This is a genomic window from Microbacterium pratiae (assembly GCF_047302165.1).
In the GTDB taxonomy this organism is placed as follows: Bacteria; Actinomycetota; Actinomycetes; order Actinomycetales; family Microbacteriaceae; genus Microbacterium.
In genome coordinates this window covers 2,952,301-2,970,351 of the sequence record NZ_CP154843.1, presented here as the reverse complement: position 1 = coordinate 2,970,351, position 18,051 = coordinate 2,952,301, and the positions used below count along the sequence as shown (strand labels likewise).

Annotated in this window: 17 protein-coding genes and 1 tRNA gene; 13 read left to right on the top strand and 5 right to left on the bottom strand. The window is 69.6% G+C overall.

Translation table 11 applies throughout. The features are described from left to right. Positions 1-47 precede the first annotated feature (47 nt). From AA0Y20_RS14180 to AA0Y20_RS14160, 5 genes are all read left to right on the top strand, one after another. On the top strand, positions 48-1,106 hold the full coding sequence (locus AA0Y20_RS14180; protein ID WP_412935518.1) for an aspartate-semialdehyde dehydrogenase: 1,059 nt from the start codon (positions 48-50) through the stop codon (positions 1,104-1,106). 55 nt (positions 1,107-1,161) lie between these two features. Next, positions 1,162-2,634, top strand: a complete 1,473-nt coding sequence (locus AA0Y20_RS14175; RefSeq protein WP_412935517.1) for a malate:quinone oxidoreductase — start codon at positions 1,162-1,164, stop codon at positions 2,632-2,634. A gap of 9 nt (positions 2,635-2,643) precedes the next feature. Continuing rightward, positions 2,644-3,258, top strand: a complete 615-nt coding sequence (locus tag AA0Y20_RS14170) for a thymidine kinase (protein ID WP_412935515.1) — start codon at positions 2,644-2,646, stop codon at positions 3,256-3,258. Positions 3,259-3,359: 101 nt separating this feature from the next. Further along, a complete protein-coding gene (locus tag AA0Y20_RS14165; RefSeq protein WP_412935513.1) occupies positions 3,360-4,079 on the top strand; it encodes a FadR/GntR family transcriptional regulator in 720 nt (239 codons plus the stop codon). A 49-nt stretch (positions 4,080-4,128) separates the two neighbouring features. After that, positions 4,129-5,412, top strand: a complete 1,284-nt coding sequence (locus tag AA0Y20_RS14160; RefSeq protein ID WP_412935511.1) for an alpha-hydroxy-acid oxidizing protein — start codon at positions 4,129-4,131, stop codon at positions 5,410-5,412. A gap of 96 nt (positions 5,413-5,508) precedes the next feature. On the opposite strand, the gene AA0Y20_RS14155 is transcribed toward AA0Y20_RS14160, so the two are convergent. From AA0Y20_RS14155 to AA0Y20_RS14140, 4 genes are all read right to left on the bottom strand, one after another. Beyond that, positions 5,509-6,273, bottom strand: a complete 765-nt coding sequence (locus AA0Y20_RS14155; RefSeq protein WP_412935510.1) for an HAD-IIB family hydrolase — start codon at positions 6,271-6,273, stop codon at positions 5,509-5,511. A gap of 61 nt (positions 6,274-6,334) precedes the next feature. Then, a tRNA-Pro gene (locus AA0Y20_RS14150) sits at positions 6,335-6,408 on the bottom strand. Positions 6,409-6,456: 48 nt separating this feature from the next. Beyond that, positions 6,457-7,386, bottom strand: coding sequence for a metallophosphoesterase (locus AA0Y20_RS14145; protein WP_412935507.1), 930 nt, complete (start codon positions 7,384-7,386; stop codon positions 6,457-6,459). Beyond that, a complete protein-coding gene (locus AA0Y20_RS14140) occupies positions 7,386-9,923 on the bottom strand; it encodes a transglycosylase domain-containing protein (RefSeq protein ID WP_412935505.1) in 2,538 nt (845 codons plus the stop codon). Before AA0Y20_RS14140 ends, AA0Y20_RS14145 begins: the two co-directional genes overlap by 1 nt. A 107-nt stretch (positions 9,924-10,030) precedes the next feature. Here AA0Y20_RS14140 and AA0Y20_RS14135 point away from each other — a divergent pair, with 107 nt between their 5' ends. From AA0Y20_RS14135 to AA0Y20_RS14125, 3 genes are all read left to right on the top strand, one after another. Beyond that, positions 10,031-10,252, top strand: coding sequence for a DUF4177 domain-containing protein (locus tag AA0Y20_RS14135; RefSeq protein WP_094261190.1), 222 nt, complete (start codon positions 10,031-10,033; stop codon positions 10,250-10,252). Continuing rightward, positions 10,249-10,716: a RidA family protein gene (locus AA0Y20_RS14130; protein ID WP_412935501.1), complete on the top strand. Its 468-nt coding sequence runs from the start codon at positions 10,249-10,251 to the stop codon at positions 10,714-10,716. Before AA0Y20_RS14135 ends, AA0Y20_RS14130 begins: the two co-directional genes overlap by 4 nt. Positions 10,717-10,818: 102 nt before the next feature. Continuing rightward, the gene (locus tag AA0Y20_RS14125) at positions 10,819-12,558 is read left to right on the top strand and encodes a Na+/H+ antiporter (protein ID WP_412935498.1); all 1,740 of its coding nucleotides are present in this window, start codon (positions 10,819-10,821) and stop codon (positions 12,556-12,558) included. 22 nt (positions 12,559-12,580) lie between these two features. Here AA0Y20_RS14125 and acs read toward each other — a convergent pair whose 3' ends face one another. Next, positions 12,581-14,545 carry an acetate--CoA ligase gene (gene acs / locus AA0Y20_RS14120; protein ID WP_412935497.1) on the bottom strand — a complete coding sequence of 655 codons (1,965 nt, stop codon included), beginning with the start codon at positions 14,543-14,545 and terminating at the stop codon, positions 12,581-12,583. Positions 14,546-14,961: 416 nt separating this feature from the next. Between acs and AA0Y20_RS14115 the strand changes: the two genes are divergently transcribed. The 5 genes from AA0Y20_RS14115 to AA0Y20_RS14095 all read left to right on the top strand — a co-directional run bounded on the left by AA0Y20_RS14115 (position 14,962) and on the right by AA0Y20_RS14095 (position 17,847). Beyond that, positions 14,962-15,978: a TadA family conjugal transfer-associated ATPase gene (locus AA0Y20_RS14115; protein ID WP_412935494.1), complete on the top strand. Its 1,017-nt coding sequence runs from the start codon at positions 14,962-14,964 to the stop codon at positions 15,976-15,978. Further along, positions 15,975-16,877: a type II secretion system F family protein gene (locus AA0Y20_RS14110; RefSeq protein ID WP_412935492.1), complete on the top strand. Its 903-nt coding sequence runs from the start codon at positions 15,975-15,977 to the stop codon at positions 16,875-16,877. The genes AA0Y20_RS14115 and AA0Y20_RS14110 overlap by 4 nt, the downstream gene beginning before the upstream one ends. A gap of 117 nt (positions 16,878-16,994) precedes the next feature. Next, positions 16,995-17,195, top strand: a complete 201-nt coding sequence (locus AA0Y20_RS14105) for a DUF4244 domain-containing protein (protein ID WP_412935490.1) — start codon at positions 16,995-16,997, stop codon at positions 17,193-17,195. Beyond that, positions 17,192-17,530, top strand: coding sequence for a TadE family type IV pilus minor pilin (locus AA0Y20_RS14100; protein WP_412935488.1), 339 nt, complete (start codon positions 17,192-17,194; stop codon positions 17,528-17,530). Before AA0Y20_RS14105 ends, AA0Y20_RS14100 begins: the two co-directional genes overlap by 4 nt. Before the next feature lie 11 nt (positions 17,531-17,541). Continuing rightward, positions 17,542-17,847: a helicase gene (locus AA0Y20_RS14095; RefSeq protein WP_412935486.1), complete on the top strand. Its 306-nt coding sequence runs from the start codon at positions 17,542-17,544 to the stop codon at positions 17,845-17,847. Positions 17,848-18,051: the final 204 nt, after the last annotated feature.

The following is an 18,051-nucleotide window of genomic DNA, read 5'->3' as shown; positions in this document are numbered from 1 at the left end:
CCGATAGAATCGCGGAAACCCGATCCCGCTTCACGCAAGGAACAGCTATGACCCGCATCTCCGATTCCGGACTCTCCGTCGCCGTCGTCGGCGCCACAGGCCAGGTCGGAAAGGTGATGCGCGAGATTCTCGTCGAGCGGAACTTCCCGATCCGCGAGCTGCGGCTGTTCGCCACCGCGCGTTCGGCGGGCACCTCGATCGAGTTCGCCGGGCATGACGTCATCGTCGAGGACATCGCCACCGCGGACCCCGCCGGCATCGACATCGCCCTCTTCTCCGCGGGGGCGACCGGATCGCGTGCGCACGCGCCGCGCTTCGCAGAGGCGGGCGCCGTCGTCATCGACAACTCCAGCGCCTGGCGCATGGACCCCGAGGTTCCCCTCGTCGTCAGCGAGGTCAACCCCCACGCCACGGTGAACCCGCCGAAGGGGATCATCGCCAACCCCAACTGCACCACGATGGCCGCGATGCCGGTGCTGAAGGTGCTCGACACCGAGGCCGGACTCGAGCGTCTCATCGTCTCGACCTACCAGGCGGTCTCGGGCTCGGGTCTCGCCGGCGCCGAGGAGCTCCTCGGCCAGGTCGAGGGCGTGCTCGCGCAGGGGCGCACGCTCGATCTGGTGCACAACGGGTCGGCGGTCAACTTCCCGCAGCCCGAGAAGTACATCGCCCCGATCGCGTTCGACGTCATCCCGTTCGCCGGCAACCTGGTGGACGACGGCGACAACGAGACCGATGAGGAGAAGAAGCTCCGCAACGAGAGCCGCAAGATCCTCGAGCTGCCCGACCTGCGCGTCGCCGGCACCTGCGTGCGCGTCCCGGTGTTCACGGGCCACTCGCTGTCGATCCACGCCGAGTTCTCGCGTGACATCACGCCGGAGCGGGCGCGCGAGGTCCTGGCCGCGGCGCCCGGTGTCGTGCTCGAGGAAGTCCCGACGCCTCTGCAGGCAGCCGGCAACGATCCGAGCTACGTCGGCCGCATCCGCGCCGACCAGTCTGCGCCCGAGGGCAAGGGACTCGTGCTGTTCATCAGTAACGACAACCTCCGTAAGGGTGCTGCCCTGAACGCGGTGCAGATCGCGGAGATCGTCGCCGAGCGTCTCTGACGCGAGACGGGCATGGCGGGATGGCCCCCGCCGCGCCGGGATAGACTGGTGCATCGTGAGTGAAAAGGTCGACGTCGTCCTGATCGGCGGGGGCATCATGAGTGCCACGCTCGGTGTGCTGCTGAAGCAGCTCCAGCCCGATTGGAAGATCGAGGTGCACGAGCGACTGTCGGATCTGGCGCAGGAGAGCTCGAACCCGTGGAACAACGCGGGCACGGGCCACGCTGCGCTCTGCGAGCTGAACTACACGCCCGAGGCGTCGGATGGTTCCGTCGATCCCGGCAAGGCGATCACGATCAACGAGCAGTTCCAGCAGAGCCGTCAGCTCTGGGCCTCGCTCATCGAGCGCGGCATCCTCGACGAGCCGTCGACGTTCATCAACGCCACGCCTCACATGACCTTCGTCCGCGGTGAGAAGGATGTCGCCTTCCTCAAGCGCCGCTACGAGGCGCTCAAGGACCAGCCGCTGTTCGCCGGGATCGAGTACTCCGAGGACTCGCGCGTCATCAACCAGTGGGCTCCGCTGCTGATGCAGGAGCGCCGCAAGGGCGAGCCGTTCGCGGCGACGCGTGTTCCGGCGGGCACGGATGTCGACTTCGGCTCGCTCACCCGCCAGTTGTTCTCGCACCTGCAGGAGCAGGGCGTCGAGGTCGTCACCGACCGCGAGGTGCGTACGCTCCGCCGTCAGAAGGACGGCTCGTGGCGCGTCTTCTGGCGCAATCGCCTCGGCAGGACCCCTGGTCACACCGATGCGCGATTCGTCTTCGTCGGTGCCGGCGGCTGGGCGCTCAAGCTGCTGCAGAAGTCGGGCATCCCCGAGATCAAGGGTTACGGCGTCTTCCCGATCGGCGGGCAGTTCCTCAAGACCTCGAACCCGGCGGTCGTCTCGCAGCACAAGGCGAAGGTGTACTCGCAGGCTTCCGTCGGCGCGCCGCCGATGTCGGTGCCCCACCTCGACACGCGTGTGGTCGACGGCGAGGCGTCGTTGCTGTTCGGTCCGTTCGCGACGTTCAGCCCGAAGTTCCTGAAGAACGGACGCGTCACCGACATCGTCTCGCAGGTGCGTCCGCACAACCTGCTGCCGATGCTGAAGGTCGCGGTCGACAACCCGAGTCTGATCTCCTACCTGGTCGGCGAGCTGCTGAAGAACCACAGCAAGAAGGTCGAGTCGCTCCGCGTCTTCATGCCGACCGCGAAGGACGAGGACTGGGAGCTGATCCAGGCCGGCCAGCGCGCCCAGGTGATGAAGAAGGACCCGAAGAAGGGCGGCGTGCTGCAGTTCGGCACCGAGGTCGTCACCTCTGCTGACGGTTCGATCGCCGGTCTCCTCGGTGCGTCTCCGGGCGCCTCGACGGCGGCATCCATCATGCTCGGCCTGCTCAAGACGTGCTTCCCCGACCGTATCGCCGGCTGGGAGCCCGAGCTCAAGAACCTCATCCCGAGCTACGGCCAGCCGCTCAACCCGCGCGCCGATGCCGCGCGCGCGTCGATCGCGGCGACGGCCGACGCGCTCTCGATCAACCCCTGACGGACGGGTATGGCCAAGCTCTACTTCCGTTACGGAGCGATGAACTCCGGCAAGTCGACGGCCCTCCTGCAGGCGGCTTACAACTACGAGGAGCGCGGCCAGCACGTTCTGCTCGCGAAGCCTGAGATCGACACGAAGGGCGCGGGACAGATCGCCAGTCGCCTGGGGGTCGAGCGCGATGTCGACTTCCTCGTCGGCGCGGACGACGATCTGCGTGCCGTGTTCGGCGTGCACCGCGAGCGCGTCCGCACCGAGACGGGGTCGGATGTCGCCTGCCTCCTCATCGACGAAGCGCAGTTCCTGACGTCGGAGCAGGTCGATGATCTGCTGCGGACCGTGGTGGAGGAGAACGTGCCGGTGCTCGCTTACGGCATCCGCACCGATTTCCAGACGCGCGCCTTTCCCGGCTCTGCTCGGCTCATGGAGCTCGCGCACAGTCTCGAGGAGCTCAAGACGATCTGCCGTTGCGGGCGGAAGGCGCTGTTCAACGCGCGTCTGGTCGGCGGTCGCTTCGTGTTCGAGGGAGACCAGGTCGCGATCGATGAGCTCGCGGCCGATCGTGTCACCTACGAGTCGATGTGCGCGGAGTGCTACCTCCGCGAGTCGGGCGGCCGGCTCTCCTGAGGCGTCCCGCGCCTGATACGTTTCACGACGCGCCCGTCCCGGGCTTTGCGCGGTCAGACCACAAGATGTATCGTGGTCCGGCCACCAAGGAGAGGGGCGTCATGGCTGACGGAACCCCGGCGCGCGCCTGGCGCGTCGTACTGGAGAAGATCGAGTCCGATCTTCTCGCCGGCAAGCTCGGTCCCGGCGACCGGCTGCCGTCCGAACGCGACCTCGTCGCGCAGCTCGGTGTCGGGCGGTCGAGCGTCCGCGAGGCGCTTCGCGTGCTCGAGGTCATGGGACTCATCCGCACCGCGACCGGATCGGGGCCCAGCGCCGGCGCGATCGTGGTGGCCCGCCCGACCGGAGGCATGCAGGCGCTGCTGCGCCTGCAGGTGGCCGCTCAGGGCTTCGCGATCTCGGATGTCGTCGACACCCGTCTCCTGCTCGAAGAGTGGGTCGCGGGCGAGCTCGCCGGCTCGCCCGACGTGGACCTCGCGCGAGCGCGCGAAGCCCTGCGCGCCATGGATGCCGCCGACCTCAGCCCCGCCGACTTCCTCGCGCTCGACGCGCAGTTCCACGTCGCGCTGGCCGAGGCGTCGGGCAACGAGGTCGTCGCGGCGATGATGGCCGGCCTCCGCTCGTCGATCGAGGACTACGTGCTCGAAGGCGCCGCGCGCATCCCCGACTGGAACAGCGCGGTCGACCGGCTGCGCGACGAGCACAATGCCATCGTGCTCGCGATCGACGAGCAGCGCGTCGCGGACGCCCGCATCGCCGTTCGCGACCACATCACGGGGTACTACGCGTCTGCGAACCCCGTCCGCCCCGAATCCGCCTGAACCCATCCGGCCCGACCCCTTCGGCCCCCGGCCGGAACAGAGGAGAGACATGGTCACCCGCCAGCTGCCCAAGATCCCCGAGCTGCTCGAACTGATGCAGTTCAAGGCCCCCGATCTCAACGGTCGTCGTCGCCGACTCTCGTCGGCCCTGACGATCGACGACCTGCGGACGATCGCGAAGCGCCGGACGCCCAAGGCGGCGTTCGACTACACCGACGGCGCCGCGGAGGGCGAGATCTCGCTCGCGCGTGCGCGTCAGGCGTTCCAGGACATCGAGTTCCACCCCGACATCCTTCGTCCGGCCGAATCGGTGGACATGTCGACCGAGATCCTCGGCGGTCGATCGGCGCTGCCCTTCGGCATCGCCCCGACTGGATTCACGCGACTCATGCAGACCGAGGGCGAGAGCGCGGGAGCGTCGGCAGCGGGCGCCGCCGGCATCCCGTTCACGCTCTCCACCCTCGGCACGACCTCGATCGAGGGCGTGCGCGCCGCGAACCCCCACGGACGCAACTGGTTCCAGCTCTACGTCATGCGCGACCGCGAGATCTCGTACGGTCTCGTGAAGCGGGCCGCGGAGGCCGGTTTCGACACGCTGATGTTCACGGTCGACACCCCGGTCGCCGGGGCGCGCCTGCGCGACAAGCGCAACGGCTTCTCGATCCCGCCCGCCCTGACCGTCGGCACGATCGTCAACGCCATCCCGCGCCCCTGGTGGTGGATCGACTTCCTGACGACACCCAAGCTCGAGTTCGCGTCGCTGACGACCACCGGAGGCACTGTCGGCGAACTCCTCAACGCCGCGATGGACCCCACCATCAGCTACGACGACCTCGAGGTGATCCGCGGCCTGTGGCCCGGCAAGATCGTCATCAAGGGTGTCCAGAACGTCGAGGACTCCAAGCGCCTGATCGACCTCGGTGTCGACGGGATCGTGCTCTCGAACCACGGCGGTCGTCAGCTCGATCGCGCACCTGTGCCGTTCCACCTCCTGCCGCAGGTCGTGCGCGAGGTCGGCAAGGATGCGACCGTGATGGTCGACACCGGCATCATGAACGGTGCCGACATCGTCGCCTCCATCGCGCAGGGCGCGAAGTTCACGCTCATCGGCCGCGCGTACCTCTACGGGCTTATGGCGGGCGGGCGACAGGGCGTCGACCGCACCATCGCGATCCTCCGCAGCGAGATCGAGCGCACGATGCAGCTGCTCGGCGTCTCGAGCCTCGAGGAGCTCGAGCCCCGCCACGTCACGCAACTGCAGCGCCTCGTGCCGATAACAGGCTCAGCGCCGCGTCGCACCGCCTCCCGCGCCAAGACCGCGTCGCGAGCCTGACGACGGCACGCGAAGAGACGGGCCCCGGTGCCGGCAGCCGAACGGCTGCTCGGCCCGGGGCCCGAATGCGTGTTGCAGAGTCGCCCGCGGGGACGATCAGCGCAGAGGGAGCGTGGGGATGAGCTGGTCGAGGAACTCAGCGGTGTCCTCCCAGCCCTCGACCGCCTGGCAGGCCACGCCCATCGCGAGCACCGGGTAGTCGTTGCCGGTCTCGTCGAGCCGGTCGCCGACGAACAGGATGTCGTCCTGCGGGATGCCGGTCTGCTCGATGAGGCGGGTCATGCCGTAGGCCTTGTCGATACCGCGTTCGGTGATGTCGACCGACGTCGAGCCTCCGGCGCGCACCTCGAGATCGGGGATGCGGTCCGCCGCCGCCGCCCGCAGCGCGTTCTTCTTCTCGCCGGTCGGGTCCCAGGCCATCTTGGCGTCGACGGGAGCCTGCTGGCCCAGCGCGGAGAAGGTGATCTGCGATCCGCGGTCTTCGAGGATGGGGCCCCAGGTCTCGCTCTCCCACAGGCCGAGACGACGCGCTTCCTCCTCGACGGCGGCGAGGGCGCGCGACTTCTGGTCGTCGGTCAGCGAGCGGGCGTAGATCGTCTCGATGCCGGCGGGGGAGAGCCGGTAGTACTGCGTGCCGCACGTCGGCAGCAGGTGGAAGTGAGACAGCAGCTCGGCATCCGTCTCGGGCAGCTGGTCGACGACCTGCGCCGTGAACTGTGCGAGCTGTCCGCCCGAGATGATCGCGACCTCGACGCGCGCCGCGAGATCGAGCAGCTGGCGTCCGATGCGCGGATCGATGGCGCTCTTCGAGGGAGCGAGGGTGTCGTCGAGGTCGAAGGCGACCAGGCGGGGGATGGGCATCCGTGCTCCGTTCTCCGGTGGCATGAAAGAGGCCCCGCCTTGCGGCGGAGCCTCTTCGCTGTCGGGGTGACAGGATTTGAACCTGCGGCCTCGTCGTCCCGAACGACGCGCGCTACCAAGCTGCGCCACACCCCGTGGCAACCCTCCAAGCTTACCCCGATCCGGCCCGGAAGACGAATCGGCTCACGCTCGCGCGCGGAGGACGATGACGGATGCCTCGGGGCGGCATCCGAATCGCACCGGCGCGTAGATCGAATGCCCGAGGCCGGCGCTGACGTTGAGCGGCACGGCGTCAGCACCCCACGTGCTCAAGCCGCGCGCCTGGTCGAGGGGGATGTCGCAGTTGGCGACGATCGCGCGCGACGCGAAGGGGACGCGGACCTGGCCGCCGTGCGTGTGTCCACCGAAGATCATGTCGGCCCCCAGCGCGGCGAAGCGGTCGAGCACGCGGCGGTACGGGGCGTGGGTGACCCCGAGGGTCAGGTCGGTCCGGCGGCGGCCTCCCAGGGCCGCCAGAGCCCCCGGAAGCGCATCGAGGTCGTCCCAGTCGCGGTGCGCGTCGTCGACCCCGATGCCGGCGATCCGCATCCCGGACACGCGCACGGCGGCGGCGGCGTTGTCGAGCTCGGACCAGCCCAGGTCGTCGGCGAAGAACGAGTCCATCGCCGCGGTGTCGAGCTTCGGCGCTGCTTTGGCGTGACGCGAGGGTCCCGTGAAGTAGCGCAGCGGGTTCCGCGCGCTCGGCTCGTACACGTCGTTCGACCCGTGGACGAAGAACCCTGGCACGCCCCGCAGGGGAGCGAAGGCGCGACGGATGCCGTCGAGGCCGCGCACGTGGCCGAGATTGTCACCCGTGTTGATCACCAGGTCCGGCTGCGTCGTCTCGGCCAGCTCGGCGATCCACCGCTGCTTGCGCCGCTGCCACGGCGCCATGTGGGCGTCGGAGAGGTGCAGCACGGTGATGCTCGCGCTGCCCGCAGGCAGCACGTCGATCTCGTGACGACGGACCGTGAACAGATGGCGCTCGATGCCCACCCCCCACACGACCGCACCGCCGGCGCCCAGGGCACCGGCGGTGGCGATCGTGGAGAGCGTCCTGCGGACGCCTGCCATCAGCAGTTCTTCGCGGTGTACTCGATGGTGATCTGCGTCCCGCGGCCGACCGCCTCGCCCGCGCCGGGACTCGTGCCCGTCACGGTCGGCTGCGCCGAATCGTCCTTCTCGGTGCACGCCGTCGTCACGCTGGTGAAGCCGGCGGCTCGCAGCTGGCGCTCGGCCTCCTGCGGGTTGCCCGTCACCGGCGGCACCGTTGCGCCCTGGCCGTTGCTCGGCGTGATGGTCACCGTCGTTCCGCCCGGAGCACGGCCCGCACCCGGGTCCTGCGAGACGATCCGCCCCTCGGGCTCGGTCGAGTCGGTGGCCTCGGCGACGTTCACCGTGAAGCCGGCTGCCTCGAGCGTGCCGCGTGCTTCGTCGACGGTCTGACCCACGACGTTCGGCAGGTCCGTCTGCACGTTCTTCGTGAGGTTCGTGTCCGGGGTCGGGAAGCGGTCGCCGCCGAACTTGGCGTTCGCCGCCCCCTGCATCTTCGGCCAGATGGCGTTTCGGATCTGATCCAGGCGCCAGCCGTTGACGCGGTACTCGTTGAGCTTCGCGAAGCCGTCGACGTTGCCGACCCAGACCACGGTGGCGACCTTGGTGCTCGCGCCGTCCATCCAGGTGTGCTCGTACTCGTGGATACCGGTCTTGCCGAACACCGGCACGCCGTCGAAGATCCGGGCGCCCTGACCCGTCGCGTTCATGACGCCCTCGAGCGCGAACGCGGCGGTGGCAGCGACGTTGGCCGAGATGGCCTGATCGCAGCTGGTCTGCGGCGTGATGTCGGTGCCGTCGGACTTGATCGCGCGGTCGATGACCTTCGGCTCGCAGCGCATGCCGCCGCCGGCGACGGCGGCGTAGGCCTCCGCCATGTCGATGGGAGCGACCGCGGCGGAGCCGAGCACGTCGTAGGGGTTGTTGTTGACGTCCAGCGGGTCGCCGTTGGACTGCATGACGCCCATCTTCATGGCGACCTGGTTGGTCGAGCACACCGAGATGCGCTCGGCCATCGCGAGGAAGCCGGAGTTCAGGGAGTCTTCCGTGAACTTCTTGATCGTGCCCGAGTAGCCGTTGCTGCTCTGGAAGTTGCCGATCTCGTTCGTGCGACCGCTGTTACCGGTGCGGACGTTCTGGGTGGCGCCGTCGCAGCTCGTCAGCACGCGCTTGTTCCCGACACGGCCGTTGATCACCTCGTTGACGGAATGGCCCTGCTCCAGCCAGTTGATGAGGCTGAATACCTTGTAGGTCGAGCCCGCGGAGTGGCCACCGCCACCGTCCTGGTTGCGCACGTTGTAGTTGACCGGCGTGGTGGAGTTGTCGGTGGCGACGGGCGCGAACGGACGGTTCTGCACCATCGAGAGCACGCGGCCGGTTCCGACCTCGACCTGGACGCCGGAAGCGCCGAGGTTCAGGCGGTCGTCCGTCGCGGGAACGATCGACATGGCGTCGAGCGCGGCATCCTGCAGCTGCGGGTCGAGCGTCGTGTAGATCTTCATGCCGCCGCGGCGCAGGTTCTGCTGCCGCTCCTCGAGCGATTCGCCGAAGGCCGGGTCGTCGAGGACGATGTTCCGAACGTACTCGCAGAAGAACTCCGCCCCCGCGGCCAGCTGGCAGCCCTGCGGGCGCTCCTGGATGTTGGGGGTGATGGGCTCCGCGACAGCGGCATCCCGCTCCTCCTGGGTGATCTTCCCGTCGGAGAGCATGCGGTTGAGGACGTAGACCTGACGGTCCTTCGTGAGCTCATACCCGTTCGCGGCGCCGTTGGTCTCGCTGTCGGGGCGATCGAGACGGTAGGTGTTGGGTTCCTGCACCATGCCCGCGATCGCGGCGGCCTGGCCGATCGTGAGATCGGATGCGGGCACGCCGAAGTAGTACTGAGCGGCCGCGCCGATTCCGTAGACCGTGCCGCCGAAGTGCGCGATGTTGAGGTAGCCGAGGAGGATCTCGTTCTTCGGGTATCGCTTCTCGAGCTGGATCGCGTACCGCATCTCCTGCAGCTTGCGCTCGATGCCGTCGGTGCCGGAGGAGACGGTGGTCGAGCGGAAGCACGCCTCGACCTCGTCCTGCGACTTGGCTTCCTTCTCGCACGCCTGCTGCAGCACGTTCTTGACGTACTGCTGCGTGATGGACGACCCACCGCGGGTGTCGCCGCCACGCAGGTTGCCGAACACGGCGCTCGCGGTGCCGAGCAGGTCGACGCCGCCGTGCGTGTAGTAGTTCTTGTCCTCGCTCGACGTGATCGCGTCGTACATGACCGGCGAGACCTCGTCCCACGTGACCGGGATGCGGTTCTGGTCGTAGAACTGCGTCATGAGGACGTCGTTGCCGTCTGCGTCCTTGCGGTAGAACTCGGTCGGGAGCATCAGCTCGTCGACTTCGAGGTAGCTCGGCATGTTGTCGAAGACGTCGATAGCGCTGGTCGCCGCGTAACCCGACACGGCGATGGCGGGGGTCACCGTCGCGGTGACCAGGATCCCGGCCACAGCACTCAGGCCGACCAGGCCGGCGAGACCGCCGAGCACACCGGTGGCCGTGCGTTTCTTGTGAGGCATAGGGTGATCGTAAGCGAGATACCTGGGCATCCGCCTCAGGACCACCCCTTGCGCGCGTGCCCCTGCGCATGCCGGCGCGCGAGCGACAGCCGAAGATCGGAGCCCCGATGACGACGTGGGAGTACCTCACCACGCCCCTGCTGATCCACAACACCGCGGCGATCCTCAACAACTGGGGCAAGCAGGGGTGGGAGCTCGTGCAGGTCGTGCCCGGGCCTGAAGGTGGCCTGGTCGCGTACTTCAAACGTCCCGTCGGCGGGGGAGCGGCCAACGCCGGCCTCGGCGCCGCGCATCAGGCCGCCCAGCAGTTCGAGGGGACGGGCGCATGAGCATCTCCGCGCGCCTCGACGAGCTCGGCATCCAGCTTCCGCCCGTCGTGCCGCCCGTCGCGGCGTACATCCCGGCGACCGAGCACGACGGACTCGTGTACACCTCGGGGCAGCTGCCCATGATCGACGGTTCGCTGCCCGCGACCGGCAAGGTGGGCGAGGGCGAGGGGCTCGTCGCGGCCGACACCGCGAAGCAGCTCGCTCGTCAGTGCGCGCTCAACGCCATCGCCGCGGCGGCGGCCGTGGCCGGCGGCGTCGACAACCTCGCGCGGGTCGTGAAGGTGACCGGATTCGTGGCATCCGTTCCCGAGTTCACGGGACAGCCGGGTGTCATCAACGGTGCGAGCGAAGTGCTGGGCGAGGTCTTCGGTGACGCCGGGCGCCACGCCCGCTCGGCGGTCGGTGTGCCGGTGCTCCCGCTCGATTCGCCCGTCGAGGTCGAGGTCGTCTTCGCCCTCGTTTGACCTGCGCGCTCTCCGCCCACCGCGAACCTGGATCGCCGCACCGCCCGCGACCTCGCTCGCGGCCCTACGCTCTGGTGTGGACCACGCGGAAGGGCGGTAGGGATGCAGGGACTCGAGGTCACGGTTCTGCTGGGCATCGCGCTGCTCGTCGGGACCGTCCTGGCTCCGCGGCTGCGCGTCGCGACACCGCTCGTGCTGCTCGTGATCGGGCTGCTGCTCGGCTTCGTGCCGGAGCTGCGGGCGATCGAGCTGCCGCCCGAGACCGTGCTGCTGCTGTTCCTGCCGGTGCTGCTGTTCCGCGAGGCATGGACGACGTCCCTGCGATCGGTCCGCCGGTCACTCCGGTACATCGTGCCGATGAGCACCCTGCTCGTCGTCGCCTCGGCGTTCGCCGTCGCGGCGGTCGCGACGTGGCTCGGGGTGCCGTGGGAGGCCGCTCTCGTGCTCGGCGCGGCTGTCGCGCCGCCCGACGCCACCGCCGTGGCCGCGCTCGGCAGGCTGCTGCCCGCCCGCACCTTCATGAAGCTCAAGGCGGAGAGCCTCACGAACGACGGCACCGCCCTCGTGCTCTACGCCATCGCCGTCTCGCTCCTGCTCGGCGACCAGGTCACCGCCCTCTCCATCACGGGGATGGTGCTGTTGTCGTACCTCGGCGGAGCTGCCGCAGGCATCGCCGTCGCGGCCCTCGCCTTCTTCGCGCTGCGACGGATGCAGTCGACCCTGACGATCAACTTGACCCTTCTGCTCGTCCCCTTCGTCGCCTTCCTCGTCGCCGAGCTGATCGAGGCATCCGGCGTGCTCGCCGTCGTCTTCGCGGGGCTCATCGTCGCCTGGGTCTCGCCGCGCATCACGACCGCCATGTCGCGCCGTGCGGCCGATGCGACGTGGCCGTTCGGGGTGTACCTGCTCAACGGGGCGCTGTTCGTCCTGATCGGCCTCGAGGTGCAGCTGGTGCTGCACGAGATCTCGCCGTCGGAGATCGGCATCCTGCTCCTCGTCACCGTCGCAGCGTGGGTCGCCCTGTTCGTCGTCCGCTACCTCTTCCAATGGCTGTTCTCGCCCTTCTCGAGACCGGCGGCCGGATCGAGCAGGTCGCTCCGTCATCGCTCACGGGTCGTGAGCACCGTGTCGGGGTTCCGCGGCGCGGTGTCACTCGCGATCGCCCTCTCGGTGCCGATCACGACGGCCGCGGGTGAGCCGGTCGAGGGGCGCGACTCGATCGTGTTCGTCACCGCGGGCGTCATCGTGCTCACGCTGCTCGTGCAGGGACCGCTCCTCCCCGTCGTCATCCGCTGGGCGAAGCTGCCCGCCGACGATGCGGCGGTCGAGGAGTACGAGCTCGCGCAGCGGGCGATCTCCGGCGCCGCTCTCGCCGCGCTCGACGATCTCGCCACGGAGCACGGGGTGAGCGACCGTGTGCGTGACCGCGCGCGTCACGAGGGCTACGAACGCCTCGAGCTGGCGAACGCCCGCGCCGTCGCGCGTCAACGGGCGGCCGAGGAACGCGATTCGGATGCCGACATCGACGACGACTCGTCCGACGAGGATGCCTCGCGCATGGGCCCCGTCCCGCCTGGGGCGCCCGACGGGGACGGGCACCGGGGCGCCCCGCAGCTCGAGATGCTCGCGGTCAGCGACGACATCGACCTGACGCAGCGCTCGCCGCTCATCAGGCACAAGGAAGCGACGCGGTTGCGGCTGGCGATGCTCGATCGCAAGCGCGAGGTGCTGCTGCGCCTGCGTCGCGACGGCACGATCGACGATCTGGTGGCGCGCCGCATCCTCGCCGACCTCGACATCGAGGAGATCCGGGCCCGCGGGCTCGATCGCGACGCCGAGTGACGCGATCAAGTCCGCGCGCGGGCTACTTCAGCTGGGCGCTGATGACCGACATGACGGCGGTGTCGGCGAGCGTGGTCGTGTCGCCGACCTCGCGCCCCTCGGCGACATCCCGCAGCAGGCGGCGCATGATCTTGCCTGATCGGGTCTTCGGCAGTTCGCCGACGATGTAGACGTCGCGGGGCCGTGCGATGGGGCCGATCTGCTCGCCGACCCACTGGCGGAGGGATGTCGCGAGACCGTCGGGGGAGTGCGCGTCGAGATAGCTCTGCTTGATGATGACGAACGCCACGACGGCCTGTCCCGTGGTCTCGTCCGATGCTCCGACGACCGCGGCCTCGGCGGTCGACTCGTGCGCCACGAGCGCGGATTCGATCTCGGTCGTCGACAGGCGGTGACCCGAGACGTTCATGACGTCGTCGACACGGCCCATGAGCCAGATGTCGCCGTCGTCGTCGAGCCGGGCGCCGTCGCCGGCGAAGTAGTAGCCCCGCTTCCGGAACTTCTCCCAGTACGTCTCGACGAAGCGGTCGGGGTCGCCCCAGATACCCCGCAGCATGCTGGGCCACGGCTCGGTGATAACGAGCAGGCCGCCGTTGCCCTCGCCGACCCGGTTGCCTTCCTCGTCGACGACGTCGATCGAGATGCCGGGGAGAGCGACCTGCGCCGATCCGGGCTTGGTCTCGGTGACCCCCGGCAGCGCCGAGATCATAATCGCGCCGGTCTCGGTCTGCCACCACGTGTCGACGATCGGGGCCTTCTTGCCGCCGATGACCTTGCGGTACCACATCCATGCCTCGGGGTTGATGGGCTCGCCCACCGAGCCGAGCAGGCGGATACTCGAGAGGTCGTACTCCGCCGGAACCTGTCGACCCACCTTCATGAACGAGCGGATCGCGGTGGGGGCGGTGTAGTAGATCGTCACGCCGTACTTCTGGATGATCTCCCATGAGCGCCCCGCGTGGGGGGTGTCGGGGGTGCCTTCGTACAGAACCTGGGTCGCGCCGTTCGCGAGCGGGCCGTACGTGACGTAGCTGTGCCCGGTGACCCACCCGATGTCGGCGGTGCACCAGTAGACATCCGTCTCGGCGTGCAGGTCGTGCACGACGCGGTTCGTGAACGCGGCCTGCGTCAGGTAGCCGCCGGAGGTGTGCAGGATGCCCTTCGGCTTTCCCGTCGTCCCCGAGGTGTACAGGATGAACAGCGGGTTCTCGGCGGGGAACGCCTGCGCCTCGTGATCGGGGGATGCCGCGGGCACGACGTCGTGCCACCACAGGTCGCGCTCGTCGTTCCAGTCGATGTCGTTGCCGCCGCGACGCACGACGATGACGTGCTCGACGGTGAGCTGGGGGCCGGCGCCCCGGTCGGACAGCGCCTGGTCGACGGCCGGCTTGAGGGGGGAGACCTTGCCCTTGCGGTAGCCGCCATCGGCGGTGATCACGAGCTTGGCCCCGGCATCGTCGATGCGCGTCCGGAGGCTGTCGGCGGAGAACCCGCCGAACACGACCGAATGCACCGCGCCGACCCGCGCGACGGCGAGCATCGCGGCGACGGCCTCGGGGATCATCGGCATGTAGATCGCGACGCGGTCTCCCTGCTCGATCCCGAGCCCGGTGAGGACGTTGGCCAGACGCTTGACCTCGTCGGTCAGCTCGCCGTAGGTCACGGCGCGGTCATCGCCCGGCTCGCCCTCCCACAGCAGCGCCACACGGTCGCCGAGACCCGCCTCCACGTGGCGGTCGAGGCAGTTGTATGCCACGTTCAGCTCGCCATCGGCGAACCATTCGGCGAAGGGCGGGTTGGACCAGTCGAGCACCTGGGTGAAGGGCTTATGCCAGTGGAGCTCACGGGCCTGGTCGGCCCAGAAGCCCTCGCGGTCGGCTGCGGCGCGCTCGTAGAGCTCCGCGGTGCCGACCGCGGATGCGGCGAACTCCGGCGACGGGGCGAAACGCCGGGTCTCGGTCAGCAGGTGGTCGATCTGGCTGCTCATACGGCACGCTCCTTCGCGGTCGATGGCGCCCGCGCGCGGGCGGCGTGCGGTCAATCTAGACCGCGGCGAGATCAGGAGACTACCGCCGATAGTGGGTGGTCGTGCCGAGGGTGGCGCGGGCGCGCGGTGATTGGGTCGCAGCCGGTCCGACAGCGTAAGCTGATCCCGGCTGCGACATCGATCGCGCCCGTGGCGGCCCGACCTACCCCCCAAGCGGCGGGACGCTGCGTGGACGGCACCCCTATCCCCCAATGTGGGGTGCCGTCCTTCTTCGTTTCCGCAGGGGGAACGACCTTCCTCGTGCCGCCAGACGGGTTCGCTCCCGCGTCTCCTCCCCACGTCGGAGCCGACGCCGATTCTTCCGCGTCCGAGGATGCGGAGCGGCTGATCATCCCACCGATTCCTAGTGTCGGGGCATGGCATCAGCATTCATCGTCGTTCCGCGCGAGGGATCCGTCGGGGCCGCACGGAACGAGCTGGCGTTGCCGACGGGGCCGCGGCGACACCTCCCCGATGATGCGGTGGTCGACCCCGTGCGCGAGCACCTTCTCGATCCGGATGTGACGGATGTCTTCGTCAACGGGGAGCGCGGCGTGTTCGTCGACCGCGGTCGCGGCGCCGAGCCCGTCGAAGGGTGGCGTCCGAACGAGGCGGAGGTGCGCGCGCTCGCCGTGGCGCTCATCGCTATCGGAGGACGCCACCTCGACGATGCGACACCCTGCGCCGACGTGCGGTGGGCCGGCGGCATCCGGGTGCACGCGGTTCTGTCGCCGGTCGCCTGCGAGGGGTCGGTGATCTCGATCCGGCTCCCCGCGATCGAGCAGCTAAGTCTCGCCGATCTCGAGCAGCGGGGCATGTTCGACGCCGCGGTCGCCGAGGACCTTCATCGGCTCGTCGCGGAGCGGACCAATCTCCTCGTCACGGGCGCGACGGGCGCCGGCAAGACGACGCTCCTCGCGGCGCTGCTGTCGGCCGCGAGCCCGACCGAACGGATCGTCACGATCGAGGATGTCGCCGAGCTGCGACTCGATCACCCGCACCACGTGCGACTCGAGGCGCGTCAGCCCAATCTTGAAGGCGCCGGGGCCGTGCCGCTCGCTCGGCTGGTGCGGGAGGCGCTCCGCATGCGACCCGACCGGCTCGTGGTGGGCGAATGCCGCGGTGAAGAGGTCCGCGAGCTGCTGACCGCCCTCAACACGGGGCACCACGGCGGAGCGGGGACGGTGCACGCGAGCGGCCTCGCTGACGTCCCGGCCCGACTCGAGGCGCTGGGTGCGCTGGCGGGTCTCGACGATCATGGCGTCGCCCGACAGGTGGTGAGCGCGATCGGCGCGATCGTCCACGTCGGGAACGTCGACGGCGTGCGACGGGTCGTCGGCATCGCCCGGCCGATCGTGCGAGACGGCCGCCTCGGAGTCGAGGAGCGAGCATGAGGCGGCGGTGGCGCTTGGAACGTGCCGCAGCTGAGGCGGATGTCGCGGCGGCGGTGGATGTCGCCCCGATCCTGCACCGTCTCGCCGTCCTCCTCGAAGCCGGGATCGCACCCGACCGGGCCTGGGAGCATCTCGCCGCGTCGGGCGACCCTGCCTCCCGGCGCGTTCACGATCGACGCCAGTCGGGTGCACCGCTCACCGATGCGATCGCTGCGGAACCCGGTGTCTGGCACGAGGTCGCCGCCGCCTGGCATGTCGCCACGACCGTGGGGGCTCCGCTGGCGCGCACGCTGCGCGGAATGGCCGAGGCGCTGCGCGACGCCGAAGCTGCTCGCGACGACATCCGTGTCGCGCTCGCCGAGCCGACGGCTACGGCCCGCCTGGTCGCATGGCTGCCGCTCGTGGCGGTCGCGCTGGCACTGACGCTCGGCTTCGACGTGCTCGCCACTCTGCGGCACCCCGTGGGCGCGGCATGTCTCGTCGTCGGGGCGCTGCTGATGGTCGGCGCGCACGTGTGGACACGTCGTCTCGTGGCTCGTGCCCGGCCCGGAGGCGGTGTCCCGGGCACGTCGGCGGAACTCCTCGCGATCGCGCTGTCGGGCGGCGTGTCGATCGGCCGAGCAGAGGAGGTGCTGGCATCCGTCGACGTCTCGCCGGCGGATGCCGACCGCGATGTCCTCGATCTCTCGACCTCGGCAGGCGTACCGGCAGTGGACCTTCTGCGCGCTACCGCGGAGCTCGAGCGCCACCGTGCCCGCATCGAGGGTCGGATGCGGGCGGCGCATCTCACATCGCGTCTGCTGCTGCCGCTCGGCGTGTGCACGCTGCCGGCGTTCCTCCTGATCGGTGTCGCCCCGATGCTCCTCAGCACGACGACGAGCGCCTCGGTGACGCTGTGACACCGCCGCACCCGCGCGAGCTCGACCGTGAGCTGGTTCGCGCTCGACCAGACCCAGACCGTGCCCATCGTGCCCACCGTGCCCGACACGAACACTCAACGACAGAACGGAGCAGACATGAACCGATCCTTTCCTCGATTGACGAGAGCGCGCGCCGCGCAGCTCTTCGCCGACGAGTCCGGTGCCGCGACCGCGGAGTACGCCATCGCGACGATGGCCGCCGTCGCCTTCGCGGGCCTGCTGGTGGTGATCATGCGCAGCGACGAGGTGCGCGGCATCCTCACCGATCTCGTGCGGCGGGCGCTGACCGTCGAATGACCCTCCGCCGAGACGATCGCGGCTCGGTGGCCGCCGAGTTCGCGGTCGTCGTCCCGGCGGCGATGCTCCTGGTGCTGCTCGCCGTCGCCGCGTTGGCGGCGGCGGGCACGCAGATCCGCCTCGAGCATGCGGCTGCTCAGGCCGCCCGGCTCGTTGCGCGAGACGAAGACCCGGGGAGGGCCTCGGCGGTCGTGCAGACCGCCGTCGGCGGCGCATCGCTCGAGGTCCGATCCGACGCGGACCTCACCTGTGCGATCGTGACGGCTCATCACGGCATCCCGTTGCCGTTGCCACAGCTGCGGGCAGAGGCCTGCGCACTCTCCGGGGGCCTCTGATGGCGGGAGCTATGACAGCCGTCGGCATTCTGGCTGTGACGGCGACGGTCGCTGCTGGGTGCGCCTGGGCCGGTGCGGCCGCGATTCAGTCGGCCCGGGCGTCGGTGGTCGCCGACACGGCGGCTCTCGCCGCGGCCGACACCGCGCTCGGGTTCGTCGGGGGAGTGCCGTGCGACCGGGCCGCCCAGGTCGTCGAGCGCGCGGGGCTCGTGCTCACCGTATGCGAGACGGATGGCGTGGTCGCGACCGTCGTGGTCGGGGCGACAGTCAGTGCGTTCGCCGTGCAGGCGCGAGCTCGTGCGGGCCCGGCCGAGTGACGTATTCGCATCGGCAGAACGATCCGTGAATCGCGCGGCGGCGCGCACCCCTCATGCCGTCGAGAACGGGGCGTCCGAGGGTGTATTCCGCGTGCACGCGCGCGCCCGCGCGGCTCGTGGGCCGCAGCATGCCGACAGAAGGATATGGCGCGCCGCTCCCAGCGTCTTCCACCGTGTGGCGCGTGTATGGTGTGCGCTGGAGAA

Bases quoted from the DNA above. Each gene is read 5' to 3' on its own strand.
- AA0Y20_RS14180 (WP_412935518.1), top strand. From the start codon at position 48: ATGACCCGCATCTCCGATTCCGGACTCTCCGTCGCCGTCGTCGGCGCC.
- AA0Y20_RS14170 (WP_412935515.1), top strand. From the start codon at position 2,644: ATGGCCAAGCTCTACTTCCGTTACGGAGCGATGAACTCCGGCAAGTCG.
- AA0Y20_RS14165 (WP_412935513.1), top strand. From the start codon at position 3,360: ATGGCTGACGGAACCCCGGCGCGCGCCTGGCGCGTCGTACTGGAGAAG.
- AA0Y20_RS14160 (WP_412935511.1), top strand. From the start codon at position 4,129: ATGGTCACCCGCCAGCTGCCCAAGATCCCCGAGCTGCTCGAACTGATG.
- AA0Y20_RS14155 (WP_412935510.1), bottom strand. From the start codon at position 6,273: ATGCCCATCCCCCGCCTGGTCGCCTTCGACCTCGACGACACCCTCGCT.
- AA0Y20_RS14145 (WP_412935507.1), bottom strand. From the start codon at position 7,386: ATGGCAGGCGTCCGCAGGACGCTCTCCACGATCGCCACCGCCGGTGCC.
- AA0Y20_RS14140 (WP_412935505.1), bottom strand. From the start codon at position 9,923: ATGCCTCACAAGAAACGCACGGCCACCGGTGTGCTCGGCGGTCTCGCC.
- AA0Y20_RS14135 (WP_094261190.1), top strand. From the start codon at position 10,031: ATGACGACGTGGGAGTACCTCACCACGCCCCTGCTGATCCACAACACC.
- AA0Y20_RS14130 (WP_412935501.1), top strand. From the start codon at position 10,249: ATGAGCATCTCCGCGCGCCTCGACGAGCTCGGCATCCAGCTTCCGCCC.
- AA0Y20_RS14125 (WP_412935498.1), top strand. From the start codon at position 10,819: ATGCAGGGACTCGAGGTCACGGTTCTGCTGGGCATCGCGCTGCTCGTC.
- acs (WP_412935497.1), bottom strand. From the start codon at position 14,545: ATGAGCAGCCAGATCGACCACCTGCTGACCGAGACCCGGCGTTTCGCC.
- AA0Y20_RS14115 (WP_412935494.1), top strand. From the start codon at position 14,962: ATGGCATCAGCATTCATCGTCGTTCCGCGCGAGGGATCCGTCGGGGCC.
- AA0Y20_RS14110 (WP_412935492.1), top strand. From the start codon at position 15,975: ATGAGGCGGCGGTGGCGCTTGGAACGTGCCGCAGCTGAGGCGGATGTC.
- AA0Y20_RS14105 (WP_412935490.1), top strand. From the start codon at position 16,995: ATGAACCGATCCTTTCCTCGATTGACGAGAGCGCGCGCCGCGCAGCTC.
- AA0Y20_RS14100 (WP_412935488.1), top strand. From the start codon at position 17,192: ATGACCCTCCGCCGAGACGATCGCGGCTCGGTGGCCGCCGAGTTCGCG.
- AA0Y20_RS14095 (WP_412935486.1), top strand. From the start codon at position 17,542: ATGACAGCCGTCGGCATTCTGGCTGTGACGGCGACGGTCGCTGCTGGG.